Below are 14,512 nucleotides of genomic sequence, written 5' to 3' on the forward strand. Positions count from 1 at the left end.
CGGGTGAGGGCTTCGCCTTACCCGGCCTACCGTTTATGCAGCTTGTGCGGCGTAGAAACGCAAAAAGGCCATCCTTTCGGATGGCCTTCTCACTTATTTGATGTCTGGCAGTTCCCTACTCTCACATGGGGAGACCCCACACTACCATCGGCGCTACGGCGTTTCACTTCTGAGTTCGGCATGGGGTCAGGTGGGACCACCGCGCTAAAGCCGCCAGACAAATTCTTTTACTTCTTGCCGAACTTTAACCTAAGTATAAAGTGGTGCTGATACCCAGAGTCGAACTGGGGACCTCACCCTTACCAAGGGTGCGCTCTACCAACTGAGCCATATCAGCACACTAAATTTGATGCCTGGCAGTTCCCTACTCTCACATGGGGAGACCCCACACTACCATCGGCGCTACGGCGTTTCACTTCTGAGTTCGGCATGGGGTCAGGTGGGACCACCGCGCTACAGCCGCCAGGCAAATTCTGTTATCTGTATCAGGCTGAAAATATCGTCTCTCACCGCCAAAACACCTTCGGCGTTGTAAGGTTAAGCCTCACGGTTCATTAGTATCGGTTAGCTCAACGCATCGCTGCGCTTATACACCCGACCTATCAACGTCGTCGTCTTCAACGTTCCTTCAGGACTCTCAAGGAGTCAGGGAGAACTCATCTCGGGGCAAGTTTCGTGCTTAGATGCTTTCAGCACTTATCTCTTCCGCATTTAGCTACCGGGCAGTGCCATTGGCATGACAACCCGAACACCAGTGATGCGTCCACTCCGGTCCTCTCGTACTAGGAGCAGCCCCCCTCAGTTCTCCAGCGCCCACGGCAGATAGGGACCGAACTGTCTCACGACGTTCTAAACCCAGCTCGCGTACCACTTTAAATGGCGAACAGCCATACCCTTGGGACCTACTTCAGCCCCAGGATGTGATGAGCCGACATCGAGGTGCCAAACACCGCCGTCGATATGAACTCTTGGGCGGTATCAGCCTGTTATCCCCGGAGTACCTTTTATCCGTTGAGCGATGGCCCTTCCATTCAGAACCACCGGATCACTATGACCTGCTTTCGCACCTGCTCGCGCCGTCACGCTCGCAGTCAAGCCAGCTTATGCCATTGCACTAACCTCCTGATGTCCGACCAGGATTAGCTGACCTTCGTGCTCCTCCGTTACTCTTTGGGAGGAGACCGCCCCAGTCAAACTACCCACCAGACACTGTCCGCAACCCGGATTACGGGTCCACGTTAGAACACCAGCCATTAAAGGGTGGTATTTCAAGGGCGGCTCCACGCAGACTGGCGTCCACGCTTCAAAGCCTCCCACCTATCCTACACATCAAGGACCAGTGTTCAGTGTCAAGCTATAGTAAAGGTTCACGGGGTCTTTCCGTCTTGCCGCGGGTACACTGCATCTTCACAGCGAGTTCAATTTCACTGAGTCTCGGGTGGAGACAGCCTGGCCATCATTACGCCATTCGTGCAGGTCGGAACTTACCCGACAAGGAATTTCGCTACCTTAGGACCGTTATAGTTACGGCCGCCGTTTACCGGGGCTTCGATCAAGAGCTTCGCCTTACGGCTGACCCCATCAATTAACCTTCCGGCACCGGGCAGGCGTCACACCGTATACGTCCACTTTCGTGTTTGCACAGTGCTGTGTTTTTAATAAACAGTTGCAGCCAGCTGGTATCTTCGACTGATTTCAGCTCCACCCGCAGGGGCTTCACCTACATATCAGCGTGCCTTCTCCCGAAGTTACGGCACCATTTTGCCTAGTTCCTTCACCCGAGTTCTCTCAAGCGCCTTGGTATTCTCTACCTGACCACCTGTGTCGGTTTGGGGTACGATTTCGTGTTACCTGATGCTTAGAGGCTTTTCCTGGAAGCAGGGCATTTGTTACTTCAGCACCGTAGTGCCTCGTCATCACACCTCAGCGTTAAAAGGTACCGGATTTACCTGGAACCTCCGCCTACATGCTTAAACCGGGACAACCGTCGCCCGGCTAACATAGCCTTCTCCGTCCCCCCTTCGCAGTAACACCAAGTACAGGAATATTAACCTGTTTCCCATCGACTACGCCTTTCGGCCTCGCCTTAGGGGTCGACTCACCCTGCCCCGATTAACGTTGGACAGGAACCCTTGGTCTTCCGGCGAGCGGGCTTTTCACCCGCTTTATCGTTACTTATGTCAGCATTCGCACTTCTGATACCTCCAGCAACCCTCACAGGCCACCTTCAACGGCTTACAGAACGCTCCCCTACCCAACAACGCCTAAGCGTCGCTGCCGCAGCTTCGGTGCATGGTTTAGCCCCGTTACATCTTCCGCGCAGGCCGACTCGACCAGTGAGCTATTACGCTTTCTTTAAATGATGGCTGCTTCTAAGCCAACATCCTGGCTGTCTGTGCCTTCCCACATCGTTTCCCACTTAACCATGACTTTGGGACCTTAGCTGGCGGTCTGGGTTGTTTCCCTCTTCACGACGGACGTTAGCACCCGCCGTGTGTCTCCCGTGATAACATTCTCCGGTATTCGCAGTTTGCATCGGGTTGGTAAGCCGGGATGGCCCCCTAGCCGAAACAGTGCTCTACCCCCGGAGATGAGTTCACGAGGCGCTACCTAAATAGCTTTCGGGGAGAACCAGCTATCTCCCGGTTTGATTGGCCTTTCACCCCCAGCCACAGGTCATCCGCTAATTTTTCAACATTAGTCGGTTCGGTCCTCCAGTTAGTGTTACCCAACCTTCAACCTGCCCATGGCTAGATCACCGGGTTTCGGGTCTATACCCTGCAACTTAACGCCCAGTTAAGACTCGGTTTCCCTGCGGCTCCCCTATTCGGTTAACCTTGCTACAGAATATAAGTCGCTGACCCATTATACAAAAGGTACGCAGTCACCCCATAAAGAGGCTCCCACTGCTTGTACGTACACGGTTTCAGGTTCTTTTTCACTCCCCTCGCCGGGGTTCTTTTCGCCTTTCCCTCACGGTACTGGTTCACTATCGGTCAGTCAGGAGTATTTAGCCTTGGAGGATGGTCCCCCCATATTCAGACAGGATACCACGTGTCCCGCCCTACTCTTCGAGTTCACAGCATGTGCATTTTCGTGTACGGGACTATCACCCTGTACCGTCGGACTTTCCAGACCGTTCCACTAACACACAAACTGATTCAGACTCCGGGCTGCTCCCCGTTCGCTCGCCGCTACTGGGGGAATCTCGGTTGATTTCTTTTCCTCGGGGTACTTAGATGTTTCAGTTCCCCCGGTTCGCCTCGTTAACCTATGTATTCAGTTAACGATAGTGTGTCGGAACACACTGGGTTTCCCCATTCGGACATCGCCGGGTCAAAGGTTCATATCACCTCGCCGGCGCTTTTCGCAGATTAGCACGTCCTTCATCGCCTCTGACTGCCAGGGCATCCACCGTGTACGCTTGGTCGCTTAACCTCACAACCCGAAGATGTTTCACTTCTGATTGCGAAAATTTGAGAGACTCGAACACACATAACATGTGTGTCGTTTCAATTTTCAGCTTGATCCAGATTTTTAAAGAGCAAATATCTCAAACGTAACTCAGTGAGTCAGTTTTGAGATATCGGTTGGTTGTGTCTTTCACTCACACCCAGCAAGTGGCGTCCCCTAGGGGATTCGAACCCCTGTTGCCGCCGTGAAAGGGCGGAGTCCTAACCGCTAGACGAAGGGGACACGGAGTGTCTCGACTTCGCAGCCGTCTTGCTTCTCTACATTCATCAGACAATCTGTGTGAGCACTACAAAGGCAGGTTCTTTAAGGTAAGGAGGTGATCCAACCGCAGGTTCCCCTACGGTTACCTTGTTACGACTTCACCCCAGTCATGAATCACAAAGTGGTAAGCGCCCTCCCGAAGGTTAAGCTACCTACTTCTTTTGCAACCCACTCCCATGGTGTGACGGGCGGTGTGTACAAGGCCCGGGAACGTATTCACCGTGGCATTCTGATCCACGATTACTAGCGATTCCGACTTCATGGAGTCGAGTTGCAGACTCCAATCCGGACTACGACGCACTTTATGAGGTCCGCTTGCTCTCGCGAGGTCGCTTCTCTTTGTATGCGCCATTGTAGCACGTGTGTAGCCCTACTCGTAAGGGCCATGATGACTTGACGTCATCCCCACCTTCCTCCAGTTTATCACTGGCAGTCTCCTTTGAGTTCCCGGCCTAACCGCTGGCAACAAAGGATAAGGGTTGCGCTCGTTGCGGGACTTAACCCAACATTTCACAACACGAGCTGACGACAGCCATGCAGCACCTGTCTCAGAGTTCCCGAAGGCACCAAAGCATCTCTGCTAAGTTCTCTGGATGTCAAGAGTAGGTAAGGTTCTTCGCGTTGCATCGAATTAAACCACATGCTCCACCGCTTGTGCGGGCCCCCGTCAATTCATTTGAGTTTTAACCTTGCGGCCGTACTCCCCAGGCGGTCGACTTAACGCGTTAGCTCCGGAAGCCACGCCTCAAGGGCACAACCTCCAAGTCGACATCGTTTACGGCGTGGACTACCAGGGTATCTAATCCTGTTTGCTCCCCACGCTTTCGCACCTGAGCGTCAGTCTTTGTCCAGGGGGCCGCCTTCGCCACCGGTATTCCTCCAGATCTCTACGCATTTCACCGCTACACCTGGAATTCTACCCCCCTCTACAAGACTCCAGCCTGCCAGTTTCGAATGCAGTTCCCAGGTTGAGCCCGGGGATTTCACATCCGACTTGACAGACCGCCTGCGTGCGCTTTACGCCCAGTAATTCCGATTAACGCTTGCACCCTCCGTATTACCGCGGCTGCTGGCACGGAGTTAGCCGGTGCTTCTTCTGCGGGTAACGTCAATTGCTGCGGTTATTAACCACAACACCTTCCTCCCCGCTGAAAGTACTTTACAACCCGAAGGCCTTCTTCATACACGCGGCATGGCTGCATCAGGCTTGCGCCCATTGTGCAATATTCCCCACTGCTGCCTCCCGTAGGAGTCTGGACCGTGTCTCAGTTCCAGTGTGGCTGGTCATCCTCTCAGACCAGCTAGGGATCGTCGCCTAGGTGAGCCGTTACCCCACCTACTAGCTAATCCCATCTGGGCACATCTGATGGCAAGAGGCCCGAAGGTCCCCCTCTTTGGTCTTGCGACATTATGCGGTATTAGCTACCGTTTCCAGTAGTTATCCCCCTCCATCAGGCAGTTTCCCAGACATTACTCACCCGTCCGCCGCTCGCCGGCAAAGTAGCAAGCTACTTCCCGCTGCCGCTCGACTTGCATGTGTTAGGCCTGCCGCCAGCGTTCAATCTGAGCCATGATCAAACTCTTCAATTTAAGTTTGATGCTCGTGAATTAAACTTCGTAATGAATTACGTATGTTCACTCAGAGACTTGGTATTCATTTTTCGTCTTGCGACGTTAAGAATCCATGTCACTTTGAGTGCCCACACAGATTGTCTGATAAATTGTTAAAGAGCAGTTGCGACGCGCTTCAGCGCTCTGTCGCGAGGTGGCGTATATTACGCTTTCCTCTTTCAGAGTCAACCCTGATTTTCAGGATTTTTTCTCTTCAGCCGACCAGTCTGTCTGTGAAGTGATTCACATCCGCCGTGTCGATGGAGGCGCATTATAGGGGGCCGAATTTTTAGCACAAGCATTTTTTGGATCTTTTTTTCTGGTTGCTGATTTTCCGCGCTTTTCGCTGAAATCCCGCCCGATCTGCTCAAATATTGACGTATTTCACCTTGCCTCGATCCAATAATATGATCAAAGTCTTCTGTGTAGCGTTCATCTGTCGAGGTAGATATGTCTGCAGTATTACGTCCCTATAAAGATCTGTTCCCCCAAAAAGGCGATCGCGTGATGATCGACGCCAGCAGCGTGATCATTGGTGATGTCCGAATGGCCGATGATGTCAGTATCTGGCCACTCGTTGCGATCAGGGGAGATGTTAACTATGTGGCGATTGGTGCGCGCACCAATATTCAGGATGGTAGCGTTCTGCACGTCACCCACAAATCCTCATACAACCCGGAAGGTAATCCACTGATCATCGGAGAAGAGGTTACCGTCGGCCATAAAGTGATGCTTCACGGCTGCACAATTGGTAACAGGGTTCTTGTTGGTATGGGATCGATTTTGCTGGATGGCGTCGTAGTAGAAGATGACGTGATGATCGGCGCAGGCAGCCTTGTTCCACAAAACAAACGGCTTGAGAGCGGATATCTCTATTTAGGCAGCCCGGTGAAACAGATCCGCCCCTTAAAAGAGGCGGAAATTGCAGGGTTGAAATACTCGGCGAGCAACTACGTGAAATGGAAGAATGACTATCTGGATCAGGACAACCAGAGCCAGCCCTGATCGTCTTCCTGCTGATCGCGAATTAAATCGCTGGCTTCTTCTTCAAGATCCCAGCGATTCTCACAAAATACCTCTAGCGGATTTGAACCGCCAAAGCGACGCAGCAGCGTCTCCCCGCTAATCGCGCAGGTAAGTTGCATCCCGTGAACCAGCACCGGGAAACAGACCGCTTTCTTGCCCTCATCCCAGGTTTCTCTGTCCGGAAAATGTATCGCCTGGTTCATGCAGCGAGTTCCTGTTTCAGCTTTTCAATCACCGGTTCAACCGCCGGCAATACGCCGTGCCAGAGCAATACCGCATGTGCCGCCTGCCCCACCAGCATACCCAGACCATCGGCCAGATGTTTCGCACCGTGCTGCTCGCACCAGTTCAGGAAAGGCGTCTTCCCTTTCTGATAAAACATATCGTAGAAGTAGACGTGGGCACTCGCCAGAGAAGGCGGGATCGCAGGGATTTCACCATTAATGCCGCTGGAGGTAGCGTTAATGACAAGATCAAATTCATGATCCGCAAGATCATCAAGCGCTACCGCACTTACGCTGCCGGTGTGAGCGAACAATGCCGCAAGTTCTTCTGCTCTGGAGAAAGTGCGGTTGGTGATAGTAACTGCACAATCAAGAGACAAAAGTGGGAGCAATACACCGCGTGACGCTCCGCCCGCCCCAATGAGCAAGATCCGAAAGCCTGGTTTAATAAATAACAGTCTTTCCAGATCGCTGAGTAAACCAATCCCGTCTGTGTTGTCGCCCAGAAGGCGACCATCTTCAAGCCGCTTAAGCGTATTCACGGCACCGGCAAGAGAAGCACGCTCGGTCAGTTCATCCGCACGTTCGAAGGCTTCTTCTTTAAAAGGCACCGTCACATTGGCCCCTTTGCCGCCCGCAGCGAAGAAGGCATCCAGCGTTGGAATAAATGCATCAACCGGTGCCAGAACACGGCCATAGGGATGATTAATCTTCAGCTGTTCAGCGAACAGTTGATGGATCAACGGTGATTTACTGTGTGCTATAGGGTTACCGAAAACGGCATAAGTTTCCATCATACTACCCCTGGCGAAAACGTTCGCCGGTTAAGGCGTCGCGAATTTCCGACGGATTCAGGCGTCCCCCGGTTTCCCCTACTGCTACCGGGAAATCCTCACCAAACTGCGCCAGCACCTCTTCGGTTGTCCGGCAAGGAGGCAATCCGGACAGGTTAGCGCTGGTTGAGACCAGTGGTTTACCAAACGCCTGGCACAGTTTCACCACCAGCGGGTGATCGGTAACCCGAACTGCGAGAGAATCAAAACGCCCGGTTAACCAGCGCGGCGTTGTCGGCTGCGCCGGGAAAACAAAGGTCACAGGCCCAGGCCACGCAGAGAAAATCGTCTCCCGCTGCGCCGGTGTCAGCATCGAATCATCAATATAAGGTTTAAGCTGCTCATAACTGGCCGCAATCAAAATCAACCCTTTTTCGACGGGTCGCTGTTTGAGGGCAAGTAAACGACTCACAGCCGTTTCGCTGTCCGGGTCGCAACCGACTCCGAATACAGCTTCAGTTGGATAGGCGATGACTTCTTCATTTTTCAAAACGTCCACCACATGCGCGATGGAGTCTGATGGCAGGTTATTATTCACTGGTTTGATCCGCCGATACCGGCTTTCCACATTGTTTACTGGCGCAAAAGCGCTTTATGCCTTGCGCCGTTTTCTTCTCTATTAGCAGCGGATAATCGCAATGAGGGCAGACACCCGCTACCGGTTTGAAATTGATAACGAACTGACATTCAGGATAGCGATCGCAAGAATGGAAGGTCTTACCGTAACGTGAACGACGCTGCACCAGTTGGCCGCGCTGACATTGAGGGCAAGAAATTGCCGTTTCATCTGGCTTATCAATTTGTTCTGTATGTTCGCATTCCGGGTAACGGCTGCATCCGATAAACATACCGAAGCGCCCCTGCCGTAGTGCTAATTCGCCCCCGCAGAGAGGACAAAGCTGTCCCTCCAGAATTTTAACGATATGCCCGTCCGCCTGGCTTTTCAGGGGACGGACATAATCACATTCCGGATAGTGTGAACAACCGAGAAACGGACCGTGTTTCCCGGACCGAATAACAAGTTCAGCCCCGCACTGTGGGCAGGGCTCGTTTTTATGCACCGTGAACAGTGCTGATTTGGCCATAACAACTCTTGGTCCTGCACATTGAATTAGTGCAGCATACCTTCATTCACTTCAAAGAGTAATTCTTCCATTTGCTGATAGGCATTTTCACAGCCAGGAATATTGAACAGAACCATCAGAATCACCCATTTGAGATCTTCCAGTTCAAATTCTGCCGTATCCAGCGCCATGACGCGCTCTATCACCATTTCTCGCGTTTCGAGGTTTAGCACCTGAATCTGCTCAAGGAATAAAATAAAGCCCCGGCAGCTGGCATCCAGCCGTTCACACTCTTCAGCGGTATAGATGCGCACAGATAATGGATCAGAAGCAAGGAGCATCGGTTCGGCGAGGCCGTCCTGATAATCAGCCAGCTTATCCAGCCACATCAACGCATTATAAATATCTTCCCGCTCAAATCCTGCATCGGTAAGATCCCGTGTCAATTTGTCCTGATCCACGTGCATTTCTGCTTCGTTGTGGATGTAAGTTTCAAACAAATACATCAGTACGTCGAACATGGCTTGCCCTCCTTAATCGGACATAGCCGCCGGGTACAGCTGCGATCCATCCTGCTAACTCCAGTTCGAGTAGCTGTACTACCGTTACTGGCACAGGTTGGCCGGCACGTTCAGCGACAACGTCAACAGGTGTTACCTCATCTCCTACGTTAGCCAGGAGCTTGGGAAATGGCAATGCCACTGCCTTCTGATCTGATGAATAATGTCGCTTTTCGGGATCATCCGGCAACCAGTGCAACCCATATTGCAAATTTTCCAGAATGTCTTCTTTACATGTGACAGGTGTTGCTCCTTGCTTTATCAGCCAGTGCGGCCCTTCACATCCGGGATTTCCTATCGGGCCAGGCAGTGCAAATACCTCACGCCCCTGCTCCAGGGCACATCTTGCGGTAACAAGCGATCCGCTGCGTATGGCTGCCTCAACAACCAGCACTCCCTGGCTCAACCCACTAATGATGCGGTTACGGTGTGGAAAGTTGCCCGGCCTGGGCTGCATTGACAGGGAGAACTCAGAAACCACCGCGCCTCCGGCCGCTATAATCTGTTCAGCCAGAGCTTGATGTCGGCGCGGGTAAATACTAAACAAGCCGTTGCCCAACACAGCCACACTGCATCCTTTTACTGATAGCGCCGCGTTGTGGGCGACACCGTCAATACCACAGGCCAGCCCACTGGTTATGGTAAAACCGCATTGCGACAGCTGTTCACTCAGGATTTTCCCCCAACGTTCACCGTACCAGGAAGGTGCACGGCTGCCCACTACGGCAAGCTGCAGACTGTTAAGCGCATCGACATTCCCCCTCACAAAGAGCGCTCCGGGGTAATCAGGGACAGTACGTAATATTCGCGGGAAGCGTGGGTGATCGGCACGGAGAAGGTGATTCCCCGGCTGTTCCAGCCATTTCAGGCTCCGTTCAAGCTCACTTTCACTGAGCGAGAAGAACCTTGCGGCATGCTTCGCTGTAAGCCCTGCTTCTTTTACAGAATCGGTATCAACCGTTGTCTTACAAAGCAATTTTTGCGCGGCTTCCAGCATCACATCACCACATAATGAACCGATGTTGATAAGCCGTAACCATATCTCTGTGGACGTCATCCTTTTCCCTGCCATAAGCAGCCTCAGCAATCTTTGCGATTGGTCACTGATGCTGTCAATCGATGGGGGATTTGTCTAGAATAGAGATAATATTCTTATCAACTCCTGAACACGACTCTGGAAATTTATGGCAGTTTTGCAAGTGTTACATATTCCGGACGAGCGCCTTCGCATCGTCGCTGAACCGGTTAAAGAAGTGAATGCAGAAATTCAGCGTATCGTCGATGATATGTTCGATACCATGTATGCCGAAGAAGGCATTGGCCTCGCGGCAACACAGGTAGACATTCACAAGCGTATTATCGTGATCGACGTTTCTGAGAATCGCGATGACCGCCTGGTGCTGATCAACCCTGAACTGCTTGAGAAAAGTGGTGAGACTGGTATTGAGGAAGGCTGTCTGTCCATTCCAGAACAACGTGCGTTAGTGCCGCGCGCTGAAAAAGTGAAGATTCGCGCACTCGATCGTGACGGTAACCCGTTTGAACTGGAAGCAGACGACCTGCTGGCGATTTGTATTCAGCATGAGATGGATCACCTGGTCGGTAAACTGTTTATCGATTACCTCTCTCCGCTGAAACAGCAACGTATTCGTCAAAAAGTAGAGAAACTGGATCGTTTGCGCTCTCGCGCATAACATCCCCCCGGATACAAGGAACAACGTGTCTAAAACACTACGTATTATCTTCGCGGGTACTCCTGATTTTGCAGCGCGTCATCTTGACGCGCTGTTATCGTCTGGTCACCAGGTGGTTGGCGTGTTTACCCAGCCGGATCGTCCTGCTGGTCGCGGTAAAAAACTGATGCCGAGCCCGGTAAAAATAATGGCAGAAGAGCATGGTTTACCTGTTTTCCAGCCTGCGTCCCTGCGTCCTGAAGAAAACCAAAAATGGATTGCTGAGCTGAATGCCGACGTAATGGTGGTGGTGGCTTACGGTTTAATTTTGCCAAAAGCCGTGCTTGATATGCCGCGTCTGGGTTGTGTCAACGTGCATGGTTCACTTCTCCCACGCTGGCGCGGTGCTGCGCCGATCCAGCGCGCTTTGTGGGCGGGCGATGCTGAAACTGGCGTCACAATCATGAAGATGGACGTAGGTTTAGATACCGGTGACATGCTGTATAAACTGTCCTGCCCTATTACTGCAGACGATACCAGCGCCACGCTGTACGACAAGCTGGCTGGTCTTGGTCCGCAGGGTCTTATTGAGACATTAAAGCAGCTTGCCGATAACACCGCGAAACCTGAAGTCCAGGATGAAGAGCGGGTGACTTATGCCGAAAAGCTGAGTAAAGAAGAAGCCCAAATCGACTGGTCGCTGTCTGCGGTTCAGCTGGAACGTTGCATTCGCGCCTTTAACCCGTGGCCGATGAGCTGGATGATGATTGATGAGCAGCCAGTGAAAATCTGGAAAGCCTCCGTTATTGATGCTCCCGTGACTGCGGCTCCTGGCACGATCATTGATGCGAACAAACAGGGTATCCAGGTCGCCACCGCGGAAGGGATTTTGAATCTTGAATCCCTACAGCCCGCGGGTAAGAAAGCGATGAGCGCACAAGACCTGTTAAACTCCCGTCGCGAATGGTTTATCCCTGGCAACCGTCTTGCCTGAACCCATTGACTTTTAAGGCCCGGTGTTTCCGGGCATTTTTATTTTTACGGCTATGAAAAAACAAAATTTACGCAGTCTGGCGGCACAGGCCGTTGAAAAAGTGGTCGAGGAAGGTCAGTCCCTGAGCAATGTCCTGCCCCCACTGCAGCAAAAAGTGTCCGATAAAGATAAAGCACTGCTTCAGGAGCTGTGCTTCGGGGTACTTCGCACTCTGTCTCAGCTCGAATGGCTGATTAGTAAGCTGATGTCGCGCCCGATGACGGGCAAACAGCGTACTGTGCATTATTTGATTATGGTTGGCTTCTATCAGCTTCTTCATACCCGCATTCCACCTCACGCAGCGCTGGCAGAAACAGTGGAAGGTGCCGTTGCCATTAAACGTCCTCAACTCAAGGGCTTGATCAACGGAGTATTACGCCAGTTCCAGCGTCAGCAGGAGGAGCTTTTAGCTGAATTTGCTCAGACCGAAAAACGTTTTCTGCACCCGGAATGGCTGCTGAACCGCCTGAAAAAAGCCTGGCCACAGCAGTGGCAGGAAATTGCTGAAGCCAATAATCAGCGTCCGCCAATGTGGCTGCGCGTTAACCGTAATCATCATACCCGCGATGCGTGGCTGGCTCTGCTGGAAGAGGCTGGTATGAGTGGATTCACCCATGAAGCCTACCCTGATGCCGTGCGTTTAGCCTCTCCTGCCGCCGTGCATGCACTTCCAGGTTTTGAAGACGGCTGGGTGACAGTACAAGACGCCTCAGCACAAGGCTGTATGCAATGGCTTGAGCCGAAAAATGGCGAACAGATCCTTGACCTTTGCGCCGCGCCTGGCGGGAAAACGACGCATATTCTGGAAGTAGCTCCGCAGGCTAACGTGATGGCGGTTGATGTCGACGAGCAGCGCTTGTCTCGCGTTTACGATAACCTTAAACGTCTGGGAATGAAGGCGCAGGTCAAACAGGGCGATGGACGCAAACCTGCAGACTGGTGTGGCGAGACGCAGTTCGACCGTATTTTGCTGGATGCCCCATGCTCTGCAACCGGTGTAATTCGCCGCCACCCGGATATTAAGTGGCTGCGCCGCGATCGCGACATTAAAGAACTTGCCCAGTTGCAATCCGAGATCCTGGATGCCATTTGGCCGCACCTGAAACCTGGCGGCACGCTGGTCTATGCGACCTGCTCAGTTCTCCCGGAAGAGAACAGTCTGCAAATCGCGTCGTTCCTGAAACGAACACCCGATGCGTCATTGCATGATACCGGCACACCAGAATGTCCGGGCCAGCAAAACCTGCCTGGTGCCGAAGAGGGTGATGGCTTCTTTTACGCTAAGCTAATCAAAGCGTGATGTTGAAAACAGGTCACAAGAGATGAAGATTATCATTCTGGGTGCAGGACAGGTTGGCGGAACCCTGGCGGAAAATCTGGTCGGGGAAAACAACGACATCACCATTGTGGATACGAATGGCGATCGATTGCGTGTGTTACAGGACAAATTTGACCTTCGCGTCGTGCAGGGCCACGGTTCACATCCACGCGTGCTTCGTGAAGCGGGTGCCGATGATGCCGATATGCTGGTCGCAGTGACCAGCTCTGACGAGACCAATATGGTCGCATGTCAGGTTGCCTACTCGCTTTTCAACACGCCAAACCGTATTGCCCGTATCCGTTCCCCGGACTACGTCCGGGACGCAGAGAAACTGTTTAACTCTGAAGCGGTGCCTATCGATCACCTTATCGCGCCAGAACAACTGGTTATAGACAGTATTTACCGCCTGATTGAATACCCTGGAGCTTTGCAGGTGGTTAACTTTGCCGAAGGCAAAGTCAGCCTGGCCGTCGTGAAAGCCTATTACGGCGGACCATTGATCGGTAATGCCCTGTCCACAATGCGTGAGCACATGCCGCATATTGATACGCGCGTTGCAGCTATTTTTCGCCATGACAGACCTATCCGCCCTCAGGGATCAACGATTGTAGAAGCGGGCGATGAGGTATTCTTTATCGCGGCGTCACAGCATATTCGAGCTGTAATGAGTGAACTTCAGCGCCTCGAAAAGCCGTATAAACGCATCATGCTGGTTGGCGGGGGCAACATTGGCGCGGGGTTGGCACACCGACTGGAAAAAGACTACAGCGTGAAGTTGATCGAGCGCGATCAACAACGCGCGTCAGAACTGGCTGAAAAACTACAGAACACGATCGTCTTCTATGGCGACGCATCGGATCAAGAGTTACTGGCAGAAGAGCATATCGATCAAGTTGATCTCTTCATTGCTGTTACTAACGATGACGAAGCGAATATTATGTCCGCCATGCTCGCCAAGCGAATGGGGGCAAAAAAGGTGATGGTACTTATTCAGCGCCGTGCCTACGTTGACCTCGTTCAGGGCAGCGTAATCGATATCGCTATTTCACCTCAGCAAGCAACAATTTCTGCACTGCTAAGCCATGTTCGTAAAGCGGATATTGTTGGTGTTTCATCGTTACGCCGTGGTGTCGCTGAAGCCATTGAAGCGGTGGCACACGGCGATGAAACCACGTCACGCGTTGTTGGGCGGGCCATTGATGAAATAAAGCTACCACCGGGAACTATTATTGGCGCGGTGGTTCGCGGCAATGACGTCATGATTGCCAATGATAATTTGCGTATCGAGCAAGGTGACCACGTCATTATGTTCCTTACGGATAAAAAGTTTATTACCGACGTCGAACGTTTATTCCAGCCCAGCCCATTCTTCCTGTAATGATTTGGGTGCTCGTAAAGAGCGCCCAATTATTAACCCTTTAATTTTCATGCC

At 52.2% G+C, this 14,512-nt stretch carries 11 protein-coding genes, 2 tRNA genes and 4 rRNA genes; 5 read left to right on the forward strand and 12 right to left on the reverse strand.

Features of this window, described 5'->3' with window-relative positions; genetic code table 11:
• Window positions 1-102: 102 nt before the first annotated feature.
• From rrf (EoCCA6_RS09595) to EoCCA6_RS09620, 6 genes are all read right to left on the reverse strand, one after another.
• Window positions 103-218 (reverse strand): 5S ribosomal RNA (gene rrf, locus EoCCA6_RS09595).
• A 43-nt stretch (window positions 219-261) separates the two neighbouring features.
• Window positions 262-337 (reverse strand) — tRNA-Thr (locus EoCCA6_RS09600).
• Window positions 338-351: 14 nt separating this feature from the next.
• A 5S ribosomal RNA gene (gene rrf / locus EoCCA6_RS09605) occupies window positions 352-467 on the reverse strand.
• 66 nt (window positions 468-533) lie between these two features.
• Window positions 534-3,438: ribosomal RNA gene (locus EoCCA6_RS09610) — 23S ribosomal RNA — on the reverse strand.
• Window positions 3,439-3,621: 183 nt separating this feature from the next.
• Window positions 3,622-3,696 (reverse strand) — tRNA-Glu (locus EoCCA6_RS09615).
• Window positions 3,697-3,783: 87 nt separating this feature from the next.
• Window positions 3,784-5,325 (reverse strand): 16S ribosomal RNA (locus EoCCA6_RS09620).
• The 16S, 23S and 5S rRNA genes sit together here with 2 tRNA genes alongside, the layout of an rRNA operon.
• 471 nt (window positions 5,326-5,796) lie before the next feature.
• Here EoCCA6_RS09620 and EoCCA6_RS09625 point away from each other — a divergent pair.
• Window positions 5,797-6,351: a gamma carbonic anhydrase family protein gene (locus EoCCA6_RS09625; RefSeq protein WP_152082478.1), complete on the forward strand. Its 555-nt coding sequence runs from the start codon at window positions 5,797-5,799 to the stop codon at window positions 6,349-6,351.
• Here EoCCA6_RS09625 and EoCCA6_RS09630 read toward each other — a convergent pair.
• From EoCCA6_RS09630 to dprA, 6 genes are read right to left on the reverse strand one after another with little or no spacing between them, the layout of a single operon-like run.
• The gene (locus EoCCA6_RS09630) at window positions 6,327-6,575 is read right to left on the reverse strand and encodes a DUF1488 family protein (protein WP_152082479.1); all 249 of its coding nucleotides are present in this window, start codon (window positions 6,573-6,575) and stop codon (window positions 6,327-6,329) included. The genes EoCCA6_RS09625 and EoCCA6_RS09630 overlap by 25 nt on opposite strands.
• Window positions 6,572-7,390: a shikimate dehydrogenase gene (gene aroE, locus EoCCA6_RS09635; protein WP_152084431.1), complete on the reverse strand. Its 819-nt coding sequence runs from the start codon at window positions 7,388-7,390 to the stop codon at window positions 6,572-6,574. Before aroE ends, EoCCA6_RS09630 begins: the two co-directional genes overlap by 4 nt.
• A gap of 4 nt (window positions 7,391-7,394) precedes the next feature.
• Entirely contained in the window at window positions 7,395-7,967 is a 573-nt protein-coding gene (gene tsaC, locus EoCCA6_RS09640; RefSeq protein ID WP_152082480.1) for an L-threonylcarbamoyladenylate synthase type 1 TsaC, read from the reverse strand.
• Window positions 7,960-8,514, reverse strand: coding sequence for a DNA topoisomerase family protein (locus tag EoCCA6_RS09645; RefSeq protein WP_152082481.1), 555 nt, complete (start codon window positions 8,512-8,514; stop codon window positions 7,960-7,962). Before EoCCA6_RS09645 ends, tsaC begins: the two co-directional genes overlap by 8 nt.
• A 26-nt stretch (window positions 8,515-8,540) precedes the next feature.
• Window positions 8,541-9,014, reverse strand: coding sequence for a DUF494 family protein Smg (smg, locus tag EoCCA6_RS09650; protein ID WP_152082482.1), 474 nt, complete (start codon window positions 9,012-9,014; stop codon window positions 8,541-8,543).
• A complete protein-coding gene (gene dprA / locus EoCCA6_RS09655; RefSeq protein WP_152082483.1) occupies window positions 8,986-10,110 on the reverse strand; it encodes a DNA-protecting protein DprA in 1,125 nt (374 codons plus the stop codon). Before dprA ends, smg begins: the two co-directional genes overlap by 29 nt.
• Before the next feature lie 127 nt (window positions 10,111-10,237).
• On the opposite strand from dprA, the gene def reads away from it, so the two are divergent.
• Genes def through trkA form a run of 4 tightly spaced genes read left to right on the forward strand, consistent with a single transcriptional unit; the run spans window position 10,238 to window position 14,458 of the window.
• Window positions 10,238-10,747 carry a peptide deformylase gene (gene def, locus EoCCA6_RS09660; protein ID WP_152082484.1) on the forward strand — a complete coding sequence of 170 codons (510 nt, stop codon included), beginning with the start codon at window positions 10,238-10,240 and terminating at the stop codon, window positions 10,745-10,747.
• A 25-nt stretch (window positions 10,748-10,772) separates the two neighbouring features.
• Window positions 10,773-11,720, forward strand: coding sequence for a methionyl-tRNA formyltransferase (gene fmt / locus EoCCA6_RS09665; protein ID WP_152082485.1), 948 nt, complete (start codon window positions 10,773-10,775; stop codon window positions 11,718-11,720).
• Between the two features lie 52 nt (window positions 11,721-11,772).
• The gene (gene rsmB / locus EoCCA6_RS09670; RefSeq protein ID WP_152082486.1) at window positions 11,773-13,059 is read left to right on the forward strand and encodes a 16S rRNA (cytosine(967)-C(5))-methyltransferase RsmB; all 1,287 of its coding nucleotides are present in this window, start codon (window positions 11,773-11,775) and stop codon (window positions 13,057-13,059) included.
• A 22-nt stretch (window positions 13,060-13,081) separates the two neighbouring features.
• Window positions 13,082-14,458, forward strand: a complete 1,377-nt coding sequence (gene trkA, locus EoCCA6_RS09675) for a Trk system potassium transporter TrkA (RefSeq protein WP_152082487.1) — start codon at window positions 13,082-13,084, stop codon at window positions 14,456-14,458.
• The last annotated feature ends 54 nt before the right edge of the window (window positions 14,459-14,512 follow it).

Source organism: Enterobacter oligotrophicus, from assembly GCF_009176645.1.
In the GTDB taxonomy this organism is placed as follows: Bacteria; Pseudomonadota; Gammaproteobacteria; order Enterobacterales; family Enterobacteriaceae; genus Enterobacter; species Enterobacter oligotrophicus.